The following is a 26,533-nucleotide window of genomic DNA, read 5'->3' on the forward strand; positions in this document are numbered from 1 at the left end:
GGCCGCCCTCGCGGGCTTGGCGGTCGTAGACCATGCGCACGGCACGCTCACGCAGCTCTGGACTGAACTTCTTGGGCATACTCCGATTCTCCTTGCTGAGACTCGGAACGGAACCCAGGGCGCTTCACGTTGACGGCTCGCCATTTCACTTGTGCGGCTTCGATGAGCTTGTAGGCCATCGCCAGTCCCGCGGCTCGGGAGCCGGGTCCCTTGGTCACCTTGGTCCGTAACCGCACGGTGGCGAAGGTCAACTCGATCGGGTTGGTCGTGCGCAGGTGGGTCCAGTGCTCGGCCGGGTAGTGGTAGAACTCCAGCAGCACATCAGCGTCGTCGACGATCTTGGCGACCGCTTTGGGATACTTCGCCCCGTAGGTCTTCTCGAAGGCGGCGATGGCCTTACGGGCGTAGCCGATGTCCTCGGCGTTGTAGATCTCCTGCATCGCTTTGATCGCATTCGGATGGGCCGACTTGGGCAGTGCGGCAAGCACATTGCCCTGTTTATGAAACCAGCACCGCTGCTCTCGGGTGTCCGGGAACACCTCGCGCAGCGCAGCCCAGAACCCCAGCGCCCCGTCCCCGACGGCCAGGTTCGGGGCCGCCATGCCGCGGCGTCGGCACGACCGCAATAGATCGGCCCATGATTCGGTGGATTCGCGGTACCCATCGGCCAGGGCGACGAGCTCTTTACGGCCGTCGGCACGCACGCCGATCATCACCAGCAGACACAGCTTCTCCTGCTCGAGCCGGACTTTGAGGTGGATGCCGTCGACCCAGAGGTAGACATAATCGCTGGTGATGTCGCGGTCGTCGAAGGCGGCCGCTTCCTTCTGCCACTGGCTGGCCAGTCGAGTGATCGTGGCCGCCGATAACCCCGCACCCGAGCCAAGAAACTGCTCCAGCGCCGGCCCAAAATCTCCCGACGACAACCCGTGCAGGTACAGCAGCGGCAACACCGCGCTGACCTCGGGGCTTTTACGTGCCCAGGCCGGGATGATCCCCGACGAGAACCGTTGGCGTTCACCAGTTTCAGGGTCGACCCGTTTGTCGTTGACCCTTGGTGCCCGCACCGGAACCGCACCGGCGGCGGTCATCACCTCCCGCGGGTTGTGGTAGCCGTTACGCACCACCAGCCGGCGCCCATCCTCATCGTGAATCGCCCCGGCGTGTCCGGAGACTCTGTTCGTTGGGAAGGATGGAGTCATGTCAGGAAGTGGGACGAAGAGGTACCCGGCCGAGATGCGTGAGCGGGCGATCCGGATGGTCGCTGAGATTCGGGCTGAGGATGACTCGGAGTGGGCAGCGATGGGCAAGGTCGCTGAGCTACTCGGGATAGGTACGCCAGAAACGGTCCGCAAGTGGTGTCGTCGGGCCGAGGTCGATGCTGGCCAGCGGCCGGGAACAACGACTGAGGAATCGGCCGAACTCAAGCGACTCAGACGCGAGAACACTGAATTGAAGCGGGCTAACGGGACTGCTGCACGTATAGGTGACATCTGATCTGGCTTGCCCGAGGGTGGGCCTGGAAGGATGACTATCGTGCCTAAGCCTTATCCGCAGGAGTTCCGCGACGATGTGGTCCGGGTAGCCCGAGACCGTGAACCTGGCGTGACACTCGCGCAGGTCGCGAAAGACTTCGGGATCCATGAGATGACCCTGGCCAAGTGGATGCGCCGCGTCGCCATCGACGACGGACACAAGCCTGGAACAACGTCGACCGAATCTGCCGAACTGAGAGAGCTTCGGAAGCGGAATCGGTTGTTGGAGCAGGAGAACGAGGTCCTGCGACGGGCTGCGGCATATCTGTCGCAGGCGAACCTTCCGGGAAAAGGCTCTACCCGCTCGTGAAAGAGCTCGCCGCCGACGGAATCCCCGTCACGGTGACGTGCCGGGTACTCAAGCTCTCCAGACAGCCCTACTACCGGTGGCTCAGGGACGCGGTCACCGCGGCAGACTGGGTCGAAGCGGAGCGGGCGAACGCCCTGTTCGACGCGCATCGTGATGACCCGGAATTCGGGTACCGCTTCCTCGCCGATGAAGCCGAAGCTGCTGGTCAGCCGATGAGCGGGCGGACGGCATGGCGGATCTGCTCGGCCAACCAGTGGTGGTCGAGCTTCGGCAAGAAACGTGGGAAGAACGGTAAGAAGCCGGGCCCGCCTGTGCACGACGACCTGGTCGAACGCGACTTCACCGCCGACACACCGGACCAAGTGTGGCTCACTGATATCACCGAGCATTGGACCGACGAGGGCAAGCTCTACCTCTGCGCGATCAAAGACGCCTGCTCGGGGCGGATCGTCGGCTACAGCATCGACTCCAGGATGAAGTCCCGTCTCGCCGTGACCGCTCTGGACAACGCTGTTGCCCGCCGAGAGGACGATGTTTCGGGTTGTATTGTCCATTCGGACAGGGGCTCTCAATTCCGGTCGCGGAAGTTCGTGTCCGCGCTCAACCGACACGGCCTGGTTGGGTCCATGGGCAGAGTCGGTGCCGCCGGCGACAACGCAGCGATGGAATCGTTCTTCGCGCTCCTCCAGAAGGACGTCCTGGACCGGCACCGCTGGAGCACCCGCGAGCAGTTGCGGATCGCGATCGTCACCTGGATCGAACGGACCTACCACCGACGCCGTCGTCAGGCCCGCCTCGGCCGGTTGACCCCGATCGAATACGAGACGATCATCAACACAGCCGCCTCAGCGGCATGACACCGAAACTGTCACCTGGTCGTGCAGCAGTCCCCCGGCTTTATGTTTGCTTTGCGGGGTGGGGTCGGTGGCGGCGTTGGGTGGGAGGGGTCGTTGGCTTTTGGGGCCACCAGCTTGCGTTGCCGAGGAGTGTGGCGATGGCTGGTACCACGATGGTGCGGACGATGAAGGTGTCGATGAGAAGGCCTACGCCGATGATGAGTCCGACTTGGGTCATGATGCCGATGGAACCGGCGATGAGGCCGAACATGCTGGCGGCGAAGATGAGGCCTGCTGAGGTGATAACTGAGCCGGTGTTGGTGACGGTGCGGAGCACTCCGACTCGGACGTTGTGATGTGATTCTTCGCGCAATCGTGAGACCAGCAGCATGTTGTAGTCGGCGCCGACGGCTACCAGGACGATGAACGCTAATAGGGGCACAGGCCAAGCGATGTCGGTGTGGAGTATGTGCTGAAAGATCAGGACGCCTATGCCCAATGCTGCGGTGTAGTTGAGTACGACGGTGCCGAGTAGGTAGATGGGTGCGACCAGTGAGCGCAGCAGGATGATCAGGATGATGCCGACGATGGCCAGGGTGGCCAGGGCCAGGAGGCGGAAGTCGTTGGTGAGCAGTCGTTGCAGGTCGGCGTTGATAGCGGGGAAGCCGGCGACGGAGACGGTGGAGTCGGTCAGGGTGGTGTTGGGTTTTGCGTCGTTGGCGACGGTGGCGATGGTGCTGGCCAGGCGCATGGCGTCCGCGCTGTAGGGGTCGAAGCTTGTCTGGACGGCGTAGCGCACGGTGTGTCCGTCCGGGGAGATGAATTGGCGCGCAACGTCGGCGAATTGCTGGTCAGCGAAAGCATCTTTGGGTAAGTAGAAGCCGGTGGCCGAGTCCGAGCCGCGGGTTTCGCGCGCGGTGGTCTGTAGTTGGGCGGCGAGCGTGGCCATGCCGGCGAGTTGTTGAAGGTTGCTGTCGACGAGTGCAGATACGCCTTCGGCGAGTGTTCGCGAGCCGGCGGCGAGTTGGGAGACCCCGGTCTGCAGTTGGGCGAGTTTGGTTGGCAGGTCTTGGGCCCCGATGGTTCCCAGCGTGGTCTCGAGGGTGGCGACGGTGGCGTTGAGTTGGTTGGTGACCGCGGTGAGGGGGGTGTCCATCTGCGCGAGCTGGGTGGACAGTGTCGTGATCTGGGTGAAGAACCCGCTGTCGCGGAGTGCGGCGAGATCGCGGGCTTGTTGGCGCAGGGTGCTGCATTGGGGTAGTTGAGTGCACAGCGCTGAGTTATCCAGTAACGGGAGCACTGAGGTGATTGTGGCTATGGCGGCTGATGACTGTTCGGCCAGGGCTGCTAGCTGAGGGGCGTTCTGCGCGGCTTGGTCGAGTTGGGGTGCGGCGGCGGTCAGTGTTTGTAGAAGTGGTTGGTATTGACCTATTTCGGCCCCGATGGTGGTGACTTGGTTAAGAATGCCAGCCAGTGGGGTGAGATTGGTGCGGATCTGTATGTCGAGTTGTTCGAGGCCGTCGGCGAGTTGGTCTGCACCAGAACGCAATTGTTCGAGGTCACCTTTGCGGGCTTGGCCCTCACCCACTGAGCCGGCCACCCGATCGCCGATCTGCCCGTTCTGCCAGGAGAGTTGGGCTTGTTCGAGTTTGGCTCCGGTCGGGCGAGTGACACCGACCACACGGGTGACGCCGGGGATCTGCGCAATCCGAGCTGCCATCTGATCAAGGTCGGCAAGTCCGTTGGTTGTTCTCAGATCGGTGGGCGAATCCACGACGACAAATTCCGCGATGGTGATGTCTTGCGGGAAGTGCCGGTTGAGCAGTGCGTAACCTTCGTTGCTGTCGGTGGTTGTGGGTTGACCGTCTCGGTCGTCGTAGGTGATCTGAATGCCCAGCGCGGTGACGCTCAGGATCGTCAATCCGACGAGGCTGACGGCCAGCAACGGCGCCGGGCGGCGTACGACGAGGACCGCGATGCGGTTCCAGTAGCGCCGCGTGAGGTCTTTGCGCGGGGCACCCCACCCCCATCGCGCAGCCCACAGCAGCACTGGCGGCAACAACGTGACGGTGGCGAGGAATCCGATGAGGATCGCCACTGCGCAGGCGGGGCCGAGGGTGGCGAAGACGCTGAGCTGCCCGAAGACCATGGCTAAGAACGCGAGAGCAACAGTGCTTGCCGACGCAAGGATCACCCGTCCGATGGTGGCGGTGGCATCGATGAGAGCGTCGGACGCGGCGGCGCCTTGGCGCAGCCTTTCGTGGTATCTGCTGATCACAAAGACCGAATAGTCCACACCGGCGCCGAGCAAGATGACGGTCATGAACGCAACGGTGAATTGCGAGACTGGCATGCCCAGTTCGCCTAACGCAGACATGACTCCGCGGGCTACGGCGAGACTGATACCGATGACCAGAAGCGGTAGCAACGCAGTGAACACCGACCGATAGACGATCAGCAAGATTATGGCGATCAGCACGACGGTGGCGATGGTGATGACCACCAGATCCTTTTCAGCGGTGACGATTTGGTCGCTGAAGGTCGCTGTTGGTCCGGTCACGTGGACTGTCGTGCTGGTGCCGGTAAAGACCTCTGCTGCGGTCTCGCGGATCGATTCCACAGCGTGGGCCGCCGTCGGCCCGCCGAGGCTGCCGCTGACCCCGACGGGCAAGTACCAGGCTTTGCCGTCTTCGCTGAGCGCTTGTCGGGCAGTGATCGGGTCGGCGAGCAGGTCGCGTACGGCCTGCACATCATCGCGGTCGGCGCGGAGCCGGACCACGAGGTCGTCATAGCGTTGGCGGGCGGGCTCGGTGAGTCCGGCCGGATCTTCCATTGCCACGAACACCGTGGTCTTCGCGCCCTTTTCGTCGAACGCCTCGCCCATGCGATCGAGCGCCTGAAACGACGGCACGCCCTTAGGAATTGGGTCCACCGATTGCTGGCGCACAACTGTTTCCAACTGGGGAAACAGCACAGCCAACACCACGGCAACAGCCACCCAGACGCCCGCTACCAGCGCTTTGTGCGACAAGACGAAGCGTCCCACCTGCCCCAGCGACCGGCTGTACTCACCGCGACCGGTCGATCGCCGAAGCTTCACCACTGCTCACGCATCCATCGCTGCGTTGGCATCGCACACCCTTCGACAAATGAATCAATCGGTATCACTACGCTACAGCATGTAGCGAAAGGAATGTATTGTTCGGCGACGCGGGACTATCGGATCAGCGGCGGTGGGCGGCGAGAAAGTCGTCGACAAGCTGTTCGCAGTCCGCGCCACTCATCGAGCGAAGGCCGGACAGCCGCGCGAAGACCAGCGGGCCCACGAGCTGGGTGATGGCCACGCCGGGATCGAACTCGTCGAGTTCCTTCTGGGCGGCGGCGCTCTGCAACACCTGATCGAACGGTTCCCGGTACTGCGCGATGACACGAGCGCGCAGCGGCGCGAGGGTGTTCTGCTGCTCCCCGGGCTCCTCCGGCACCATCGCCAGCCACGCCAAGGCGGTCAATTGCAGTGGCGCCTGCTCGATCAACGCAGCCTGAGCACGGACCAACCGCACCAAACTGTCGCGGATTGGTCCGTGCGCGTCAGGGACGTCGGCGTGGGGCAACAATCGTTCGAACGCCGCAGCCAACAAATCGGTGGTGCCGTCGAAATGCCGGTAAAACGTCGTTCGAGCCACCCGCGACATCCGGGAGACCGCCCCGACCGTGACTGCATCAACCCCGCCGGTCTTCAACAGGGCAGATGCCGCATCAACCAACCGGTTGCGTGAACGAACCAAACGCGGGTCTTTGTCATCCATCACGTCCTTGGACCGAGGACCCGCGCCGCGCCTGGCCGCCATCACCGCACCCACACTCCCATCCCCGAGACTGCTCTCGGGCGCCTGGCGATCTTGGTTCGCACGAAGTGCTACTGATAATAGCGAAAGTCGAGGAGTGTCCGCCGGGCTAGTCGTGCAATTCACCTGTTCGACACCCCGACCCGGCAGGAAGGTCGGCGCCACGGTGCCCGCCTCCGGGGTACCTTCGGCGAAGGGTTGGTAGATCAATTCGGGGCTTGGCGGCAGGGCTGGGGTGGGTACTGCTGAAGGGTGAATCGCCCCGGGTCTGGTGGAGGCTCTGAATCCACGGGAGGATGAGGAGCATGGCAGCACCGAGGAAGTACCCCGACGAGCTTCGGGAGAGAGTCACGAGGATGGCTGTTCAGTCACGGCGCGATCCATCGACGAGGTCGGGCACGTTCCGCCGTGTGGGCGAGCAACTGGGGATCAATCCCGAGACTTTGAGGAACTGGGTTGTGCAGGCCGAGGTCGACGAGGGGCACCGTCCCGGGACCACGACCAGCGAGTCCCAGCGCCTGGTCGAGCTGGAGAAGGAAGTGCGTGAGCTGCGCAGGGCGAACTCGATCCTGAGGTCGGCCTCGGCTTTTTTCGCGGCGGAGCTCGACCGCCCACAGCGTTGATCGTGGAATACATCGACCAGTACAAGCATGAGTTCGGCGTCGAGCCGATCTGTCGGACGCTGACCGCAGCGGGCACGCAGATCGCGCCGAGCACGTACTACGCGTTCAAGACCCGACCACCCTCGAAGCGAGCACTGCGCGACGAGGAACTGCTGATCGAGATCCACCGCGTCCACTCGGCGAACTTTGGCGTCTACGGGGCGAAGAAGGTCCACGCCCAACTGCGTCGCGAGGGCGTCGTCGTCGCGCGCTGCACGGTCGAGCGGCTCATGCGCGTTGCGGGGTTACGAGGGATTAGCCGAGCCAAGGGCCCGCGCACCACGATCTCCGGTCGCGGCCCGGATAGTCGGCCTGACCTGGTCGATCGCGACTTCACTGCAACCGCTCCGAACCAGTTGTGGGTCGCGGACATCACCTACTGCCGCACCTTCGTCGGCTGGGTGTATGCCGCGTTCGTCATCGACGTGTTCTCTCGCCGCGTGGTCGGCTGGCAGCTCTCGAAGTCGCTACGGACCGACCTTGCGCTGGACGCGTTGGAGATGGGCATCTGGACCCGCGATCGCGCAGGCCAGTCGGTCACCGGGCTCACGCACCACAGCGACAAGGGCGTTCAATACGTCGCCATCCGCTACACCGAGCGTCTTGCCGAGGCTGGCGCGGCCGCCTCGGTCGGTTCCACCGGCGACTCATACGACAATGCCCTGGCCGAGGCCTTCAACTCGCTGTTCAAGGCCGAGCTGGTCCGCAACCGCGGGCCCTGGAAGAATATCGACGACCTCGAGATCGCGACCGCGGAATACATCGACTGGTTCAATCACCGGCGATTGCACGGCGAGATCGGCATGATCCCGCCCATCGAGCTCGAGGACACCTATCATCACAACCACCCCGCACCGGTACCCGCCGACGCGGCACTTGCGAGCCTCTGACAAACCCGGGGCGATTCAGTCTTGATCGACCCGCTTGGGTTCGACACCGGAATCCATCTCTGACTCCGCACACCGGAGCACAACGGCCAAGACCTCTGCGACAGCGGGGCCGCTCTGCGCGCTGGCGGGCGGCGAGACGCCCGCCGGGGCGAACGGCAACGTCATCATGCGAATGGCCTCAAGCGTTCCCAGAGGGTCGTAGCCAGCGAACCCCTCGACGAACTGCGTCGCCGCATCATCGATGCGCCGCTCAACCTCCGCTGCAGGGTCGGTCGCTTTCGAGACGTCTGAAAGCAACCCAGCAGTATCGAAGGCGCGCTCCAGCACTACCTGAACGTGTTGGTCGGCGTGCCCGGCTTTAGTAGCGTCCTGGCGGCGCTTCTTGTTCCGCCGTTTTCGGGAGGACTTGGATGCCATCAAAACGGCGCCTTCCCTTTTGCCCACTGCTTGGACCAATCGCCTCGGATGCCGGTGGCGTTGAAGTCACCGAGGTCGGTGGTGGCGAATGGGTTGTCGAGGTAGCGGACCTCGTCGTGCTGGGCGCCACGCGGGTCGACGCGGACGAGAGCGAGGCGGTAACGCGGGGCGGCGTTCTTACCAACCATCACCTCGTTGTGGGTGACGAAGAAGTCGGTCGCTCCTTCGATACGCGCTTTGACCTCGATGCGGTAGGTGTCGCCTTTGGCGTCTGTGGAGAGGATGTCGAAACCGGGATTGTTGAAGGCCTGCTCGACGGGCTTGCGTCCGAGTTCACGTTCACGGGCCATCACCAAGTCGACACCGCGGCGTTCGACCTCTTTGGTCTCCTTCGCGTGGATGGGCGCGGTCGCGGGTAGGTCGGTCTCCAGTATCCCGACGGGGAGCACCAGTGCTGCGGTGACGATGCGTGGTGGCTTGGTCGACATAAGCTGCTGGTGGTCAAGCAGTGCGAGCCTCTTGCGTAGACGGGCGTCGAGTTCGACGGCTTTACGATTCAGGCTCTCCGATGATTCTTTCGGTTTCTCACCGGCGCGTTCCTTTTCCGCCGCGACGGCGGCATCGAGGATGAGGCGGTCGCGTTCACCTTCGAGCCGCTTGATGACCAGGTCACGTGCCTTACTCAACTCCGCGAGGCGCCTCGGCTGAACGTCGTCGAGGTAGTCGGGGAGTTGGTTGGCGATAATCCAGCTCGTGGTTTTGTCTTCAGCACCTGCCAGCCACGGGAGGGTGCGGGCTGTATCGGTGACAGCGTTCTCGGGTGCCGCCACGCAGTCCAGGTAGGGCGCGGGGCCGGCAGGCGTCACGGTGCCGAAGCTGTCGACGTATGCGTAGCCGAAGCGGCGTGCGACGGACTCTCCGGTCGCGTCGGCGACCTCTTCGATCACGCCGACGAGCAGGTGTGTCTCCTCCAGCGTCGAGGAAACCAAGATCGTGCCTCGGTTGAGGGAACCACCGAACTGTCGCACGGACTCGTCCATGACCGCGTCGTGCAGCGGATGATCCGGGGCGAGAAGGTCGGCGCGGCTGAGTTCGTCGGCGTGGACCTTGCCAAGATCGAACGTGACTCGGTCGTACTTGGTTGCGATCGGCCCTGTGCCTGCGGCGCGTATTTGCTGGGGCACGTTCGCGATCTCGTAGCGACCCTGTTCGCGCCTCACGATGCGGCCGCCGAGGCGGGCGAAGGCGGCCTTGAATGCCATCTCGATGTAGTGCGGTTGAAGGCGGCGGGCGCGTGCTTCGTCCATTGCCGCGCGCAGTGCATGCAGGTCGGCCTCGGCCAGGTTCTCCGACGCCAATGCCCGTTCGTCGAGGAGATCCTTGAGTCCATCCCCGACCGACGCGTCGATGACCTCATGCATTTTAGCCTTGACGTCGGGGCGCTCGCCGTGCTGGATGGCATCGAGCAGGAGGTTGCGCAGCGGGGTCTCGGTGAACGCCTCGCCGAGGACGTCGAAGACTTTGCCACCGTATGTCTGACGCATCTGGTCGAGCTTCTCCAGCAGGCGGGTGAAGACTTCACCCTCGCGGGTGTTGGAGGCTACGAGGTTCCAGAGTCGGCAGACCTCTTCTTGGCCGATGCGGTGGATGCGGCCGAAGCGTTGCTCGATGCGGTTGGGGTTCCACGGCAGGTCGTAGTTGACCATCAGGTGCGCGGCCTGAAGGTTAAGCCCCTCTCCAGCGGCGTCGGTTGCGATGAGGATTTGGACGTCGCGGTTCTTGGTGAACTCCTCGGTGATCACGCGCCGCTCACCTCTGCGGACGCCACCGTGGATCGCCTTGACCGAGTCGGGCTTGCCGAGCAAAGAGCCGATCTTGGACTGGAGATAGTCAAGGGTGTCGCGGTGCTCGGTGAAGATGATGAACTTCCGTGGCCAACCGTTCGAATCGGTGACCAGCGCATTGTCCTGGAGGATCGTGGAGAGTTCGGTCCACTTGCGGTCGGTGCCAGCCTCGCGGACCTTCTTGGCGGTCGCAATCAGATCGGCGAGTTCGACAAGTTCTGCGTTGAGCTCCTCGACGGTCTGGGCGGCGGTGGCCGCGTCCATCACGTCTTCCTCAAGCTGCTCCAGTTCTTCGGCGTTGTATTCATCTTCGTCGAAGTCGCCCGAGCCGATGACGTCGTCGGGTTCCTTGTAGGTGCCGTTGAGGATCTCGGTCTTCTTGCGCTCCAGCCGTTCGGTGCGGCGGACGAGGCTCTTGTAGATCGCCTCAGGGCTGGAGGCGAGTCTGCGCTGAAGGACAGTCAGGGCGAATCCGACAGTGTTCTTACGCTTGCCGCCAAGCCTGTCGGCACGGTTCATGCCCTCGCGGACGTAGCGAGTGACGTCCTCGTAGAGGCCCTTCTCCCGCTCGGTCAACTCGTAGGGCACAGTTTCGGCGATGCGTTCAGGGAAGAGCTTCTTACCTTCGAACGTCAGCAGGTCTTCCTTGACCATGCGCCGCATGATTCCGGTGACGTCGACAGACTTCTTCTGCTTGCCCTCGAACCGATCGCGGTCGAGCAAAGTGAGGAAGAGCTGAAAGTCCTCTTCCTTGCCCGAGTGTGGAGTCGCGGTCATCAGCAGGAGGTGGCGGGTAATTTGGCCGAGCAGCTCCCCCAGCAGGAAGCGTTTGGTCTTCTCCAGCTTCCCGCCGAAGTAGTGCGCTCCCATTCTGTGTGCCTCGTCGACGATGATCAGATCCCACTCCGTCTCCTTCAGTTGGGCCTGGAGTGCCTCGTTGCGGGAGAGCTGATCCATGCGTGCGATCACGAGTGGGTTCGTTTCGAAGACGTTGAGGTTGATGTTGGCATCGATGAGCTGGTTGGTCAGCAGGTCGAACCGCAGCCCAAACTTGAAGAACAGTTCGTCCTGCCACTGCTCGACCAGTCCACCGGGAGCGATGATCAGGCACTGCTTGACGTCGTCGCGGAGCAGCAGCTCCTTGATGTAGAGGCCGGCCATGATCGTCTTGCCGGCACCGGGGTCGTCGGCGAGAAGGAACCGAAGCGGGGTCCGCGGTAGGAGTTCGCCGTACACCGCGCGAATCTGGTGCGGCAGCGGCTGCACGTCGCTCGTGGCGACGGCCAGCATTGGATCGAAAAGGCCGGCCAGCGAGATACGTTGGGCCTCGGCGACGAGCTTGAAGTCGCTGGCGGTGGCGTCAAACGCGCGGCTACCGCTGGTGGCGACGCTGAGGTTGTCCTGGTCCTTGCGGAACACAACCTGTTGGCCAAGTCCACCTGAGCCGTTCTGGTAAGTGAGTGCGAGTGCGTCCGTGCCATGCCATTGAGCAGCGATGACAGTGATCACCTCTGCGGGAATGAGACCCTCGACTCGCAGACCGGGCTTCAACTCTTCAAGCTGCACGCGTGGACCTCCTCATTGCCAGCCCTCGAACGCTACCCGCCGATACTGACAGGTTCGCCATCGCCAGGAATTCAACGAGACCAAGCCGAGTGGCATTGCCAGGCCTTCGAACGCTTGCTGAGAAGCTGTCGAAGACTTCGCTGAGGTGCCGCCCGACGCCCGTCACCTCGAGTTCCCATCGGCGAGTTCGCGCAATGCTCGCCCCAACTCCTCCGGAAGCGTGTCACGAAACACCCGATAAGCCGCCTTCGATTGTCGGGTCACCGGCGGCGGCCACGCCGGGCTGGTGTCCAACCCCCCCTGAGCAACCTCGCACCACATCCATGTCACCGCGTACGGGAGTGCGGCCGCGCGCCTCCTCGGACTCGCCGACCGCGCCCAATCGGTGAACCACGTGTCGGGCGTACTCGCGAGCTCGATGACTCGTCGCTCGAGCGCCCGAAAATCCCGTCGACGCGATAGTTCCCTCGCTGCCGCGCTGGCGGCTGCCGCGATCTCTGAAGGACTCGCGGCCAGTCGCGTGCTCGCCGCTCGCGATGTCCGTCTGCCAATGTCCGGGTCGAGTTCGATACTCGCTGCAGCAGTGGACCACGTCGACCCTGGCCGTTGTGCGCGCGCAATACACAGGGAGGCGTACAGCCGCCCCGTGCTTTCCTGCGTTGTCAGCATCCCAGCGAAATGACGACGGTAGGTGTGCTCATCGAGGAGTTGAGGGATCGCAGACAGCGGCAGATCGATCAACGCGTCGTGATGATCGATCTGCAGGCCGACATGGCGGCGGGCTGAAAGCACCTGGACCACCAGCCAGCTCAACACCGGACTCTTTGCCGCGCGATTGACGATCCATCCTCTCGGGCCGCCCGGGACGTCCGGGATCAGATCGAACCACTCGGCCAACCGTGCGACGGCGTCCGCACTCTCCGGACTGGACAGAATCCCATCCGCCTCCGCCAGTGCTTCACCGCGGGTGACTGCACTTGTCGGCGGCTGAATACCCCACCGAGGCCCTCGAAGCTCAGTTGTGCGACCAGCGGCTTCGGCTTGGAGATCTCCGGCCCATTCGACGAAACCCCTTGCGCGAGACCGGGATGCGAGGTGAAGTAGAAGAGTGGTTAAGTTTCGGACTTCTGCGAGGTACGCGGGGGGCGCGAGAGCGCCATCGAGAACGCTCGTTTCTTCGCCTTGGATAGCGGCCGTAACCCGTGTTGCGGTCCGAATTGCACCTTCGGATGCAGCCGTCGGTTTCTCTCTCAGGATGGAGTGTCGGCAGGGAGCCGAGAATCCGAGCGGATTCCCGCACGGCTGGTGTTCATCGAGCCGAGGACGCAGCGGACTGTGGTGTCGCGTTCGAAAGCGCCGGCTACATCTTGAACACTCAGCGACCAGGTAGACGCCGTGGTCGGGACACACTGTCGACACCGGTAGCTTCCACGACAGCTGCCAGATTCCGTCGTGCGATAGGCAGAGTGGGCATAGTTGCGTCCCATGCTGCGGGAACCACCCCTGGCAAACGATGGCGCGGTAGCTCGCCCGATCGAGCGGGTCGAAGCCGTCGAGGTTGAGTGGCGCGCCTCCGTCGTAACGCAACAAGGTCGAATTCTCGACGGCCGATGCCCCCAGCCCAGTGAGATCCACTATTCGGCCGACGAGCTCATCGCTAGGCCGGACCAGCATGAAAGCCGTCGAGACCGACGATCCGTCCCGGTTCTCCTTGAGCATGCGGACAAGACTCTTGGTCGTCAGATCGTTCACAAGTGCAATCCGCTCGAGGTACGAATCAAGCGACTCGCGTGGATCGATTGCAACTCGAGCGGGGAGCATTAGCTCAGAGGCTCCATCGCCGTCGCGGTTTGGTAGCGCCCGCAGTGGGCGAGCGACTGGAAGTCACGCGCCCACACGAGTCCGGTCCTCTTCTGAGACTCGGTCCGAATCCACCACACCGAAGTCTCCACTCCCAACCTGACGCACAAGATCTTCGTCGGCGACGCAGATCGCTTCGGCGGCACTGCGGAGGATGAGACGGCCTTCGGGGTTGAGCGCAGCGTCAAATGCTTTCAGGTGTTCGGCGTCTGGCCATGTACGCGGGCTATCACAGGTTGCATCGAACCACATCCAAGATGCGGCGAGCCGGGCGCAGCCATCGAAGTTCCGGGCGGCTGCGGGCAGGGTGCCGACCAGGTCCGGCGGGGCGGCTTCAATCCGTCTTAACGCGTCGCGGCGCTCACGGTAGTTGACGAGCTCGTCGAGGCATAGAGCTCGCGCCAGATTCATCGCATGGGCAATGTCGCTCTCGCGGTGGAAGATCGGAGTCCATTTCGGCCACGCCCCTATGCAAATCGAGTAGCTACCAGCTTTCGTCAGACGGTAGGTCGGCTCGTCGGCAAGGCTCCAATGATCGCGCAACCGAACACATTGACTGAGAAGTAGCGCGACTCTGGAACGCCACAACCACTGGGCGGGGTCGAGCACGAACGGTTCGCCTTCTTGCCGGTAGATCCCTGGGATGTGGTCAAGCGTCAATTGCGTATGGCCAAGCGCCAGCCGCATCAGATCTTCGCCGCGTGGATGGCGGACTGAGCTCTTCGGTAACCGCATGGTCTTGACAGTCTTCGCGCCTGTGCGGAGTACCCGTCGAGTGAAGACCTGCGAATCGGGTATTTCAGAATTCTCTGGTCGGACAGGAGTGGGACGTGGATGTGGAGATACTCGTGGTGTCAGCCACGTTCGCTGTTCTTCCCAGGCCATTGCGATGGCCAGTGCACGAACGGCAGGAGATCGCGGTAGCTCTTCCTCGGACTCGTGACTCGTCGCAAGATCTGCCGTCGCAGTGGTCACCAACTGAGCATCAGCTGGGATCCAGTGTGCAGATCCTCGACTGAGCCGACGAGCCACCGAGGGTAGTTCCGCACGGAGACACTCAAGTCGGTCGAGTGCATCGAAGTCAGTCGTAGATCTGTGTGCAGCGGACGAGACCTCCTTGCAGACCGACAGAATCCGATTGGGAACTCTGGTCAACTGCGCAGTGCCACTACCGGGCATCCCGATGAGGTGCCCGCAGTAGAAGCAGACCGGAGACAGAGCCAAAGCCCACTCTCGCCGTGCCACTCCGTTTGGGGCGCAACGGCAATGCTGACCCCACTCACTTGCCAGCCAGCCTTCCTTCGCGAGCACTCGACTATGGCAGTCATCAAGGGTCATCGCCGAAATGCGCGAGAATGGCTGGCGCGTCAGCGTGGCCAGGTGCCGCAGAATCGGCTCGTAGTCAGACGCTGATCGCGATAACTGACTTCGACCAAGGATCTTGGTGACGGTGGTGCAATTCGCCGTCGCCGCGCGCAATACGAAGGACTCCAGCGATTCATCGTCGGCTGGAATCGGTCGAGCAGGCAGATAGCCGATACGAGGCTCTCGCATGGATAGCCCCCTTCCGTTGTCTGCCGGTGACATCACACCCTGCTCTGCTTGCTGCGGCGCCGAAGATCGATTTCCGCCTCTGCTGCGTGCGCTCGTTTACTGAGGCGGACTTCCTTCAGGTGTTCTGGGTTGATCGTGTGCGTGCCGTCGGCGATCGCTGCAAGTGTCGCAATGCGGAGGAGGCGTGTCGCGTCACCGACGTAGCCCTGAGATCGCTTCCAGATGGGCCCCGCGAGCTGTGAAGTGAGAAGCCCTTCGCTTGCCCGAGGGAGATGCGGAAGGAGATAACCTTCCAGCCCGTAGAGCAGTTGCTGCCACGCGTGTTGCTCCTCCGAAGTCTCGATTCCGTAAGGACTGAAGCTCATTGGCTGGAGGCGGCCGATAAGCTGGGCATCGCTCATGGCTTCACTGGATTCGAGGTCTGTCCCAACCAGAATTAAGCTGGCGTTGAATTCGCCGAGCTCGGTGTTCATGTACTTCACGTGATCGAGGACCTCCCGGCCGCCCTTCCAGTTGGTACGCAGTAGATGGAAGTCGTCGATGAGAAGGGTGCGCACGCCGTGGCGTGCCAATGCCCTGACCGCGGCGGTTGACGTCTGGTGGGCGGCGCCGCTGGCGGATAAGCGGAAGAAGTCAAGGACTTGGGAGTTGAATCCTTTGACCATCGAGCCAGATTGCAGGTTGACCCAAACGACGGGGCATAGGTCTGCGTCGATCGTTGGCTGAGGGTTCCACGTGGGCAGTTCTGCAGGGCCTTTCGGTGCGCCTACGATCCATTCCACGTATTTCCTTGTGGCCCAGCGGCGGACCGCCGTGCTCTTCCCGAGCGTGCTTGCGCCTGTGACCGACGCTATTGCCTTCGCACCGGGGCCCGTTTCAGAATTCTCCTGCACGATCTCAGTGAGTCGGTCTGCGACTGCGCGGGTCTCGGCCGTTTCGACGTAGAGTCCATTCATCCATTGACGCAGCGCATCGACCGCCCGCGAGCGGTCCTCGGATGTCATCCTGTCCCAACCAGCCGACGTGTACAGAGGTGGTTCTGGCAACTCCGTTTTGGTGCAAGCCAAATGCCAAGCGAGAGAGTCCATCAGGAGTCGGCCCGCATCGTCGGCCACGGGACGTCGAGGATGTCCAAGGGAACGTCGTCCTGGGGTGAATCGGTATGGGGCGTCTTGGTGCGTGCTTCGTTGCCGCCCGACTGAGTGGCTTCGTCGCGGGTTGCACCTTGGGCTGCCTGAGCTTCTTCGTGGTCTTTGCGCGATTGTTCAACTCTGCGGTGCGCGGCTGACAGTTTGGCAGTCCAGTCAGTTGGAACGGGCCCAGAGGTGAGTTCCGTGAGCTCGTCGAGGATCTGCCGCTGCGCTGAGCCCCGACTCAGAATGTGGTTGCCGCCGCGTTCGCGGACGCGCCGCCTAACAGCCTGAACGATCGTATCGGTCATCGGCGCGTCAGTGAAGAAAGATCCTCGCCACGCAACGGGGCGTACACGGCCGGTCTCGGGGTGCGGGAACCAGATGCTCGACAAGTCGTGCGGGTCGACAAGAAAGGGAACCTTGTTGTCGTCGTCCCTGAACTGGCCCCGTGCGACATTCCGAAAATCATCGAGCAGCTTGCCGTCGTAGACCATCTCAGCAAACTCGACACCTGCGACTCCGACTGTGCCCCACTTGACCGGAAGCATCTGATAGATCATGTCTGCACGCTGCGGTACGTCGATACGGCCGGTGACGTCGAGCATGATGTCCCAGAGCTCCAAAGGACTGGTGCGAGCGGTGGGCTCACCACCGATAACCAAGCCTGTGTGCCACGACCGGTGGTAGTCCAAGGCGACGAATCGCCGAAGGTGTTCTTCCAGTTCGGCGGCCGTGACCAATGCCTCCTCGGCGACCAATCGACCGCGCTCCGAGGTATTGCGACCTTTGTAGCCGGGGAGCTGTTGAACGGCCCGTTGTAGCGTCTCGTGCCAGCGTTCAACGTGGGGGTTGTCCGTTGGCTTCTTCCCGCGACTGAGCAACAAGTCAATCCCGAAGTCGCGCAGAATCGCGCGGAAGTGATCGGACACGAAGATCGAACCGTGGTCGGCGCGGATCGCGTCCGGCATGACGCCAGGGATGTGGTGCTCTCCTTGAAGCGTAGTGAAATCGGGTGCAACACTTCTGCGCCCAACGTTGACCGCGACATCAGAAGCGTCGACGACTTGGGGCAAACCGGCCCAGCGCCAGTGACTGATGGTGGTGCCCTCCACCATCATCGAGAACGGGCGGCAGATGTCGTAGAGAAGTAGCCCGGCATCGATTCCATCGGCGCTCTTCGGCACCACGCGCAGTGCGAGGACCACTCTGGTGGCGACGTCGATTGCAGTGAGGATTTCGACGCTGAAGGGTCGCCCGAGAAGCGGGTCGTATACGAGGTTGTCCGCCCTCGTGGCGTCGATGGCGACTATTTGCCCAGGCCTGATTGCGGGGAAGTGCTCTTTGCCCGACACGCGCTGTAGCGACCGGCTTCTCTGGGTGCGGGTTGTTGCGCCCGCGCCCCGTTTGAGGTGCGCGAGATACTCTGCCGTCAGACGCTGCGGCGTGGAGACATCCACGTGCCCTGCACGCTTGAGCTCAACCTTGATCCGCCGATCAAGCTCGCTGATGTTGGCGTCCGCCCGATCTCCGTCCAGGGTGGCGAAGACCAACTCAGCAACAGTCCGATAGCGCTCATCGATTCGCTCCCACGTCTGTTCGCGACGCAGGGATCTGGCATCGAGGAGCCCGAGTAGTCCGTCGCGTTTCCATGCACGCACCCAGTTGCGGATGGTGCTGTCGACCGGAGCCGATCGCTTGATCTCACCGTTCGCGATGCGGCGTTGTAGGGCACGATCTCCCACAGCTTCTTGCTGCAACGCGACCGCCATCGCGCGACAGCGCGCCGCCTCGGAGACGCCGAAGCCTTCGCCGAAGGGTGGGCGCGGTTCGCCATCGCGCGCGAGTTCGGCGTGACCGTCCCGGTAGCCGGTCAGTATCTCATGCACGATTTCAAGTTTGTCGAGGGCGGCTCGGCGCGTTTCCTCAGACAGGCCATCCCAGTACGGGCGGAGCGCCGGTCTGATTGGCGCTACATCGCCATCGACCACGACTCGCACCTCTGCGAGTTCGGGCCAATCGACGTGCAAGGAATCGCCGACGCTGGTGCGGAGGTCTACGCCGGCCGCTGATACCGCTGTCACCAGACCGGTTCCCCACTCAGTCAGAAGTCGGCCACCGACCTCAACCACTGTGCGACTTGTGTCCACTACGCCACCAGTCCCGCGCGCACTGGCGTTTCCATCGTCAATCGCTTCGAGAGGTTGGTATCCAGCTCACCGGACCAGACCATGTGCCAGACCACGGCGATGGCCTCCCGTTTCCGGTATCCAGACGAAATAGGGAGCCCAGAGTCGCGGCGTCGTTACTTGCTTCCTTCCCGATCTCGCCAGCCACCTGGTCATACCAGGAAGGCCTTCGGCGGTAGCCGTGCAGCCACAGAAGGTTTAGGCGTTCTACGCGGTCGAGTCCGTTGAATACCTCGTGACGCCATCCCACATTCGCGCAGGCGGCCTCGACCATTGCGACCTGAAGCTTGAATTTGTCGTCCATCTTGTGCGGCAGGCGTGCATTCCAGAGCGTTACCGCCCCGGTGTCGTCAAGGCTGAGTAAGTCGGGCGTGTTTTTCGCCGAGGACGATCCGCCCCGCTTCAGCTGACACGGTTGCGGTATCAGCGCGACGATATCGTTGAGCCGGTCCAGGCGTCGCAAGAGGTCATGCTCGAGGCCCGACTCGAGTTCTAGGTGGTCGCGCATGGTCAGTGAATACGCAGTGACAGGTATGTGCCGGTGACGTTCCGAGGATCGAGGCTTGCGAATCGGAACTACACGTGCGAGATCCGGCGGACCGTCGGACCGCCAGTTCAACACGCGGGACACCTTGTCGCCAGCGAATCGGAACCGCCACGTCACCGCCGCGCGGGAACTCTCGGTCAAGTGACACCTCCGCTTCCGCAGGAATTAGCACCAAATCTAGCAAGAAATCGAGGTCGAAGGGCTACTAAGGGAGCAAGTCGACAATCGGTCAGCGAGGCATTTCGGGTGATAGGCCGACGTCTCCTTCGCCCCATCAGCGGTCCGTGTCGGAAGGCTGCGATAGGTTGCTCCCATGGCCAAAGGCAATCAGGTCGCTCCGTCGACGAAGTTCGAGCAGACGCTGCAGGCATCGGCTCAGCTGCCGGGTGTGCAGATCAACCGGGAGGCCTTCCTCCGCAGAGAGCTGAAGCGATACTGCACCGACGAGCAGATCAAACTCGCTATCGCCACAACACCGGCCGAAGCAGGCGTAACACCTCAAGTGATCGACAAGATCGCCAACAGCGTGATCAAGTTCGAGACCGGCAAGGTGACGACACTTTCCACGGCAGCCGGCATCCCTGGAGGCCTCGCAGCGATCGGCACGGTCCCGGCTGATATCGCGCAGTACTATGGGCACCTTCTTCGCGTCGTCCAGAAGCTCGCCTACATCTACAGCTGGCCGGAGCTCTTCGACGACAGCGCCGACGGAATGGACTCCGCGACCGAAAGCATGCTCACGCTGTTCATCGGCGTGATGTTTGGCGTGAACGCGGCCCAGGCCGGCGTGGCGCAAGTCTCGAAGTTGATCGCAAGTGAAGTGGCCAGGAAGCTGCCGCAGAAGGCTCTCACCAAGGGTGCGATATATCCGGTGGTCAAGAAGGTTGCAGGGCTCCTGGGCATTCAGATGACCAAGCAGGTCTTCGCCAAGAGCGCAGCCAAGGTCGTGCCGCTGGTAGGCGCGGTTGTCTCGGGAAGCCTGACCTTCGTCACGTTCATGCCGATGTCGAAGCGGCTCCAGAAGCACCTCGCAACCCTTCCGCTGACCAAGCCCGGTCACGGAGTCACCGAGCAAGCGTCGAATCCGCCGAGCACATCCCCAAAACCAGCACCAACGTCATCTGCGAATTAGACGAGCTCATCCCACAAGCCAATCGCCGATAGCCTGCCGCCAGCCGCCGGTCACTTCAGCCCCTTCGTCGCCCGGTTTCACCCGCGCACTCGGCGATTTCCAGGAATAGATTCCCCGGCAAAATTAGCAGGAAATCATACCGAAACGCGGGCTACGGGCAACGCTCGCCTGACCATGTTTGCCCTAGTCAGGGCGATTCTTACGCCGTGATCAGGCTTGTTAAACAAGCGGGACCACCTTGCTAATCTTCGCTGCATCTCGACAATGTGTGTGCCTATCCCCGAGCCATATCCACAAACCGCGACAAATGCAGCTGGTGAGCCACAGTGATCGTCGCCGTCGGACCGTTACGGTGCTTACCGACGATGATGTCGGCTTCGCCAGCGCGGGGGTCGTCGCGCTCGATGGAGTCGGGGCGGTGCAGCAGGATAACCATGTCGGCGTCCTGCTCCAATGAGCCCGATTCACGCAGGTCCGAGACCTGTGGACGCTTGTCAGTTCGCTGTTCCGGGCCACGGTTCAGCTGGCTGATCGCGACCACGGGAACTTCGAGTTCCTTGGCGAGCAGCTTGATCGAACGCGAGAACTCCGAGACTTCCTGCTGACGCGATTCGACCTTCTTGCCCGACGTCATCAGCTGCATGTAGTCGATGACGACGAGTTTGAGGTCGTGCTTCTGCTTTAGCCGACGGGCCTTGGCGCGGATCTCCATCATCGTCAGGTTCGGCGAATCGTCGATGAACAGCGGCGCATCGGTGATCTCACCCATGCGACGAGCCAGACGACTCCAGTCGTCGTCACTCATGTTGCCCGAACGCATGTCGCCGAGCTTCACCTTCGCCTCGGCCGATAGCAGTCGCATGACGATCTCGGTCTTGTTCATTTCCAACGAGAACATCGCCGAAGTGAGGCCGTTGTGGATCGACGCCGATCGCAACCAGTCCATCGCGAGTGTGGAGTTGTGCGTCGGCACCATCGCCTCGCCAGCGAGGTAGAGGTGACTCATGTTGTCGACCTCCACGCAGCGCACGGGCACGCTTGGGATCGACCGCACCGACACCACCCGCCGCGACCGGACCGTGCCGCGCAATTCCTTATGCCGCTGAGCCTTCTCGAAAACAGTGAAGACATCTTCGGGCGCATTCAGGCGGATCCACCCGCTGCTGGCACGACGGAAGCTGTATCCGAGACCGGCGGCAAGGTCGCCCACCACGGACGACATGTGGTTGGTCGCGGCCGGAACCGTGATCCAGCCGTCGTCGTCGACGCGGGCCCGCGAATCTAGGATCCCGGCCAGGAGCGCACGACGCTGCGGCACCGAACCACGCAGGTACTCGTGCGGAATCTGACCGCCGAGGTCCGTCATCAACGTCATCACATCAACAGGGCCCTCCGCGTCGATGCGTGCACCGATCTCCGGGTCGTCGTAGGCCATGCCAGCCAACGCACCGACCGTGTACGGGCCGTACGCGAGTGGGCGATACGGGAGTTGCAGTGGTGCGGTGTTGTCGATGCTCGCACGACCGCAGATCAATTCCAGTTCATCGGTGGTGACGATGCGCTTGGCTCCGTCAACCTCAACTGCCCACTGGTGCTGCTCGTCCGCCACGATCACCGCGCCGTCGTCCAACTCCACCTCAAAGCAGTGGCGACGGGTCATCACTTCGGTCGCGGCAACGACCGTCGTCGCACGCCCATCGGGGCCCATCAATTGATCGCCCTTCGCGACGCGACCCATGGTGGTCCAGCCGGTTGGCGTCGGGAGCGGCGTGTCCAACGACAGCGCCTTTCCCACACCGGGACGGGCGGCAACGATGATCATCTGACCCGGGTGCAGACCGTTAGTCAGTTTGTCGAGGTCGGCAAAGCCGGTCGGCACACCCAACGACAGCCCACCGCGCGAGGCGATGGAATCGAGCTCATCGAGCGTGGGCTGCAAAAGTTCTTCCAGTGCCACATAGTCTTCGGTGGTGCGCCGCTCGGTGACCTCGTAAATCTCGGCCTGAGCACGGTCGACGACCTCGGCCACATCCTGACCGTCGGCACCGGCGTAGCCATACTGCACGATGCGGGTGCCAGCTTCGACGAGGCGACGCAGGATCGACTTCTCTCCAACGATCTCCGCGTAGTAGCCAGCATTCGCGGCCGTCGGAACAGTCGAAATCAGCGTGTGCAGATACGGCGCGCCGCCGACTTTGCGCAGCTCGCCCTTCCGCTCTAGCTCAGCGGCAACGGTGATGGCGTCGGCCGGCTCGCCGCGACCGTACAGCTCCAGGATCGCGTCGTAAACAGCTTGGTGCGCAGGCTTGTAGAAGTCGCCGGGGCGAATGCGCTCGAGGACGTCCGCGATCGCGTCCTTGCTGAGCAGCATGCCGCCGAGAACAGACTGTTCGGCTTGCGTGTCTTGCGGTGGCTGGCGACCGAACTCTTCAGTTGGCGGCTCCGGCGGAAGATCGGGCTCACGCCCCAGATCGGCCTCAATAGCCACTCGCCTTACCCCCGATGATGTAGATCCTGAACAATTCCCGCGAACCACAGCGGCCGTGAACCAAAGGCCGTGAACGAAACGTTGACGACTAACCACTGCGATCAACCTAGGTTTCCGCTGAGGAAACCCGACCCATCTGAAAGGTTAGGACCAGGATGCCGCCAGTACCAAACACGTCCTGTGGATAGATCTGTTGATGCCATGTGGACAATTCTGAAAATTGCAGGAGCCACTGTGCACAACCCTGTGTACGACCTGGGGAATTCTGGCCGGGTTGCGCACATAACGCCTGTTCAGCATCACTTTTCTAAATCCACAGTGAACTATCCGGACAGCGTCGGCGTGTTGCCTTTCGCCACGCCGGGACGGGCGCAAGTCACACGCTCGTAAGCACTCGTGTGAGCATCTATCCCCAGGGCACCGCGGGCGTGAAGTGAAGCAGGTCACCACAACCGGCACCACTGGTCCCCGCACCGTGGTGGAATGGCCAGGTGCGACCTTCAAACCCGGCACGAGTGGCCGCCAAAGCAACCGCCGTCCTCCTCATGCTGCTCGTCGCAGCAGTGCTGCCAGGCGTGGCCAACGCAGCCCCGTCAGCAAAATCGGCCGCCACCGCATTCGACCTCTCCCATTACAAACCCGTCAACACCGGCCCGTACCTGTCGATGTCGTACGCGAATGGCGGAGCGCACTTCTTCAAATCCGGACGCTGGCTGTGCCGACTCGGCCCCGCCGCCAACGCCGTCTCATGTCAAGGCAAACCGGGGTCAGCACCTCCCGGCACCCTTGGTGTTGCCATCGCAGGCGAAAGCCAAGGCCCGTACTGGGTGCGCCCGGGAACCAGTTTCCGGCCCGGCACCACAACACCGTTCCACGCTCCGACACTCCCCATCGGCAGTCGCATCAACGTCGCGAACGTAACCTGCGCGGTCCCCAGCGCGGGAAGCGTCGTCTGCCGGAACTGGAACCGCGGTTTCAAACTCACCCGCTACAGCCACCGTTTCCTGTACCCCAAAGGCGACACCGCGCACAGCGCCAACCCCCGCCGCTAACCACTTCGACCTGCCCGTTTTACAGCGGCAAATCTGAGCATCGCCCCTTGTCCAGGCAATACGACAAAACGTACCTTGACCAGTTGTGACCGACACAACACCCATGTCCGGCTGGTACCGGACCCGTCTCCGCCGCCTCTTCTTGGCGTTGGTCGTCGTCGTGCCACTCGTGTTCTCGGCCGTCTACATGTGGTTCATCTGGGACCCGACTGACACCGTCGACAAGATGCCGGTCGCGATCGTCAACAACGACCAGCCGTTCGGCACCGGCGCCGACCGTCTCGCCGCGGGCGAAGGCGTCCAAAAAGAACTCGTCGATTCGCAGGCACTCGACTTCTCCGTCGTCGATGCCGCGACCGCCGAAGCTGGACTCAAGCACGGTGACTACTACTTCATCATTGAAATCCCGCAGGATTTCAGCGCAGATCTGAGCCAGATTGGGTCGGCCACCACCGCCCCCGCGCTGATCAACGTCACCTACAACGACAACAACACCCTGATGGCGTCGAACATCGGCGGACAGGCCATGGCCAGCATCAACCAGGCCGTCCTCGAGGGTGTTTCGGCCACCACGGTGGGGACGCTGCTCGACGGCGTCAACAGCCTGTCGTCGGGCCTGAAAGAGGCATCGGACGGTTCAGCCCAGCTCTACGGCGGAACATCGGAACTGTCGGCCGGTGCCACGCAGCTGTCGGACGGCCTCAACAATGAACTGCTTCCGGGCATGACCGAGGCCGCCAACGGTGGCCACGAGCTCGCCAACGGTGCCGGTCAACTCGCTTCCGGAGCCGGCGAACTGCAAGCGGGCACCGCCGAACTGGGGGCCGGGGCCACCGAGCTGGCCGACGGCATCGGAAGCCTCACCGACACCATCGACATCGCCTCGTTGAAAGCCACCCTGGACCGTCTCCAAAAGACTCCGGGCATCGGGAGTGAGCTCGGCGAGATCACTGCAATTGTTCAAGGCCTCAGCGACCTGAAGTCCGGCAGCCGTGAACTCGCGCGCCAGCTCAGCGACCCGAACGCGGAGTACCGCTCGGGAGTCGACCAGCTAACAGCCGGGGCGGGCGAATTGTCCGCAGGCAGCAATGAGCTCGCCTCGGGGCTCGATCAACTGCAGAGCGGCACCGCCGAAGCAGGCTCCGGCGCCAAGGAACTCGCGGCCGGTGCCAAGCAACTAGACGATGGTGCCAAGCAACTCTCCGACGGCCTCGGAGCCGGCGCCAAGGAAGCACCCGACCTGAGCGATGCCACGCAGCGCACCAGCCTGGCCGCTCTCCTCAGCACACCGGTCACCTCGGAGGCCAGCAACGTCGCACAAGCACAGGGCTTCGGCCCCGGTGCCGCACCGGTGATCCTGGCAATCTTGCCCGCCATCATCGCGCTCGCCGTGTTGATGACCATCCGCGTGCGCGGCCGTGACGTGACCACCGGCAATCGTCGTTCCGCACGCATGTGGTGGCGTCGAGCGTCGAAGGTCGTGGCGTTCAGCATAATTGCACTCGCCGTCCTCATACCGATCCTGTGGCTGCTCCTGACGCCGAGCCCGTCGCCCGCTTCACTACTGCAAGTCGTGGTGATCGTCGTGGCGGCCACCATCATGAATGCGTCGATGATCGCGTTGCTATTCACCTGGCTGGGATACACGGCAGGTGCGGTGGCGACCTTGGCGTGGACCATGCTCCAGTTGTTCGCCTACGGCGGCGTCTGGATGGTCGAGACGGTGCCGACGCCGCTGCAGTGGCTGCATCCCATTGCGCCGATGACCTACATTCGTGAGGGATTGATTGCCGGATTCAACGGCGCTTCCGGATTCTGGTCGTCGTTGATGGTCCTGCTGGTGATCACGGCAATCACGACCGCCCTGACACTCTGGATCCGCAGCCGGGGCAGCGCACGCTACCCGGTCGCCCCGATACCCGGCGGCGCAGGTGTCGAGCCCATGCTCGACGACCCCGACCTCGGTCGCGCCGACACCGATCTCATCCCGGTCGTCACCTAGCCGGAACTTCGGACCGCCGCATTAGGCCTCCGGATCTGCCCTTTTCTGTCACATCTACGCCCAAACCGACAACCAGACCGTCGCCGATCGCAGGATTCGGTGACGGTCTGGTCGTTTTGTGACAGAAAAGGGAAAGGCGGAGGCCGAGAAAACGGCCTGGAGACAAAACAACAGTGCCGGTCACCCGCGAGGGGTAACCGGCACTGTTGGTACGAGCGCGTGTTAGCTGACGACGGCGAGGCTCAGCTTGGCCTCGACCTTCGGGTGCAGCTTGACGACGACCGGGTACTCGCCGAGAGCCTTGATGTGGCCCTTCGGGAGCTCCACGGAACGCTTGTCGACGGTGGGCCCGCCAGCGGCGCGGATAGCACCGGCAACGTCGGCGGTCGAGACCGAACCGAACAGCTTGCCCGAGTCGTGGGTCTTCACGGTCAGCGAGACACCGGCGAGACCCTCAATGGTCTGCTTGAGCTCGTTGGCGTGATCGAGGTCGCGCACAGCGCGCGCTTCCTGCGAACGACGGATTCCTTCAACCTGCTTGGTAGCACCGCGGGTGGCGACAATCGCCAGGCCGCGGGGCAGCAGGTAGTTGCGGCCGTAGCCATCGCGAACCTCAACGGTGTCGCCAGCTTCGCCGAGTTTGTCGACTGCAGCAGTCAGGATCAGTTTCATTA

Annotated in this window: 16 protein-coding genes, 4 pseudogenes and 1 other annotated feature; of the genes and pseudogenes, 6 read left to right on the plus strand and 14 right to left on the minus strand. The window is 62.8% G+C overall.

Features of this window, described 5'->3' with window-relative positions; genetic code table 11:
- Positions 1-128 precede the first annotated feature (128 nt).
- Positions 129-1,175, minus strand: a pseudogene (locus tag WBA38_RS14635) (IS256 family transposase); the annotation flags it as partial.
- 25 nt (positions 1,176-1,200) lie between these two features.
- Here WBA38_RS14635 and WBA38_RS14640 point away from each other — a divergent pair.
- Positions 1,201-1,467: pseudogene (locus WBA38_RS14640) on the plus strand (transposase); the annotation flags it as partial.
- A 69-nt stretch (positions 1,468-1,536) separates the two neighbouring features.
- A protein-coding gene (locus tag WBA38_RS14645) for an IS3 family transposase (protein WP_371308121.1) occupies positions 1,537-2,702 on the plus strand; the annotation gives its coding sequence in 2 pieces (ribosomal slippage) (positions 1,537-1,821 and positions 1,824-2,702; 1,164 coding nt in all).
- Positions 2,703-2,742: 40 nt separating this feature from the next.
- On the opposite strand, the gene WBA38_RS14650 is transcribed toward WBA38_RS14645, so the two are convergent.
- Both WBA38_RS14650 and WBA38_RS14655 read right to left on the minus strand, forming a co-directional pair.
- A complete protein-coding gene (locus WBA38_RS14650) occupies positions 2,743-5,784 on the minus strand; it encodes an RND family transporter (RefSeq protein ID WP_006896682.1) in 3,042 nt (1,013 codons plus the stop codon).
- 121 nt (positions 5,785-5,905) lie between these two features.
- A complete protein-coding gene (locus WBA38_RS14655; protein WP_020173037.1) occupies positions 5,906-6,487 on the minus strand; it encodes a TetR/AcrR family transcriptional regulator in 582 nt (193 codons plus the stop codon).
- Between the two features lie 344 nt (positions 6,488-6,831).
- Between WBA38_RS14655 and WBA38_RS14660 the strand changes: the two genes are divergently transcribed.
- A protein-coding gene (locus tag WBA38_RS14660) for an IS3 family transposase (RefSeq protein ID WP_223291304.1) occupies positions 6,832-8,078 on the plus strand; the annotation gives its coding sequence in 2 pieces (ribosomal slippage) (positions 6,832-7,117 and positions 7,117-8,078; 1,248 coding nt in all).
- Positions 7,110-7,238: a sequence feature (AL1L pseudoknot), on the plus strand. It overlaps the preceding gene by 129 nt.
- Before the next feature lie 15 nt (positions 8,079-8,093).
- Here WBA38_RS14660 and WBA38_RS14665 read toward each other — a convergent pair.
- From WBA38_RS14665 to WBA38_RS14705, 9 genes and pseudogenes are all read right to left on the minus strand, one after another.
- The gene (locus tag WBA38_RS14665; protein ID WP_006896686.1) at positions 8,094-8,495 is read right to left on the minus strand and encodes a hypothetical protein; all 402 of its coding nucleotides are present in this window, start codon (positions 8,493-8,495) and stop codon (positions 8,094-8,096) included.
- Positions 8,495-11,905: a helicase-related protein gene (locus WBA38_RS14670; RefSeq protein ID WP_006896687.1), complete on the minus strand. Its 3,411-nt coding sequence runs from the start codon at positions 11,903-11,905 to the stop codon at positions 8,495-8,497. Before WBA38_RS14670 ends, WBA38_RS14665 begins: the two co-directional genes overlap by 1 nt.
- A 162-nt stretch (positions 11,906-12,067) precedes the next feature.
- Positions 12,068-12,718: a hypothetical protein gene (locus tag WBA38_RS14675; RefSeq protein WP_424323020.1), complete on the minus strand. Its 651-nt coding sequence runs from the start codon at positions 12,716-12,718 to the stop codon at positions 12,068-12,070.
- A 630-nt stretch (positions 12,719-13,348) separates the two neighbouring features.
- Positions 13,349-13,726: pseudogene (locus WBA38_RS14680) on the minus strand (TniQ family protein); the annotation flags it as partial.
- A 63-nt stretch (positions 13,727-13,789) separates the two neighbouring features.
- Positions 13,790-14,500 (minus strand): hypothetical protein, encoded by a 711-nt coding sequence (locus WBA38_RS14685; RefSeq protein ID WP_223291355.1) that lies wholly within the window; start codon positions 14,498-14,500, stop codon positions 13,790-13,792.
- Between the two features lie 480 nt (positions 14,501-14,980).
- Positions 14,981-15,352, minus strand: a pseudogene (locus WBA38_RS14690) (TniQ family protein); the annotation flags it as partial.
- Positions 15,352-16,323, minus strand: a complete 972-nt coding sequence (locus tag WBA38_RS14695) for a TniB family NTP-binding protein (RefSeq protein ID WP_223259049.1) — start codon at positions 16,321-16,323, stop codon at positions 15,352-15,354. The pseudogene WBA38_RS14690 and the gene WBA38_RS14695, both read right to left, overlap by 1 nt.
- Positions 16,324-16,406: 83 nt before the next feature.
- Positions 16,407-18,221 carry a DDE-type integrase/transposase/recombinase gene (locus WBA38_RS14700; protein ID WP_020173033.1) on the minus strand — a complete coding sequence of 605 codons (1,815 nt, stop codon included), beginning with the start codon at positions 18,219-18,221 and terminating at the stop codon, positions 16,407-16,409.
- A gap of 415 nt (positions 18,222-18,636) precedes the next feature.
- Positions 18,637-19,146 carry a hypothetical protein gene (locus WBA38_RS14705; RefSeq protein ID WP_424323001.1) on the minus strand — a complete coding sequence of 170 codons (510 nt, stop codon included), beginning with the start codon at positions 19,144-19,146 and terminating at the stop codon, positions 18,637-18,639.
- Positions 19,147-19,498: 352 nt separating this feature from the next.
- Between WBA38_RS14705 and WBA38_RS14710 the strand changes: the two genes are divergently transcribed.
- The gene (locus tag WBA38_RS14710; RefSeq protein ID WP_006896694.1) at positions 19,499-20,317 is read left to right on the plus strand and encodes a hypothetical protein; all 819 of its coding nucleotides are present in this window, start codon (positions 19,499-19,501) and stop codon (positions 20,315-20,317) included.
- A gap of 274 nt (positions 20,318-20,591) precedes the next feature.
- On the opposite strand, the gene dnaB is transcribed toward WBA38_RS14710, so the two are convergent.
- A complete protein-coding gene (gene dnaB / locus WBA38_RS14715) occupies positions 20,592-22,805 on the minus strand; it encodes a replicative DNA helicase (RefSeq protein WP_424293106.1) in 2,214 nt (737 codons plus the stop codon).
- A 491-nt stretch (positions 22,806-23,296) separates the two neighbouring features.
- Here dnaB and WBA38_RS14720 point away from each other — a divergent pair, with 491 nt between their 5' ends.
- Both WBA38_RS14720 and WBA38_RS14725 read left to right on the plus strand, forming a co-directional pair.
- Entirely contained in the window at positions 23,297-23,857 is a 561-nt protein-coding gene (locus WBA38_RS14720; RefSeq protein WP_424323002.1) for a hypothetical protein, read from the plus strand.
- Between the two features lie 85 nt (positions 23,858-23,942).
- Positions 23,943-25,859: a YhgE/Pip family protein gene (locus WBA38_RS14725; protein ID WP_424323003.1), complete on the plus strand. Its 1,917-nt coding sequence runs from the start codon at positions 23,943-23,945 to the stop codon at positions 25,857-25,859.
- Positions 25,860-26,081: 222 nt separating this feature from the next.
- Here WBA38_RS14725 and rplI read toward each other — a convergent pair whose 3' ends face one another.
- The gene (rplI, locus tag WBA38_RS14730) at positions 26,082-26,531 is read right to left on the minus strand and encodes a 50S ribosomal protein L9 (protein ID WP_424293103.1); all 450 of its coding nucleotides are present in this window, start codon (positions 26,529-26,531) and stop codon (positions 26,082-26,084) included.
- Positions 26,532-26,533 lie beyond the last annotated feature (2 nt).

The sequence above is a fragment of the Gordonia sp. (in: high G+C Gram-positive bacteria) genome (genome assembly GCF_049647785.1).
Classification (GTDB): Bacteria; Actinomycetota; Actinomycetes; order Mycobacteriales; family Mycobacteriaceae; genus Gordonia.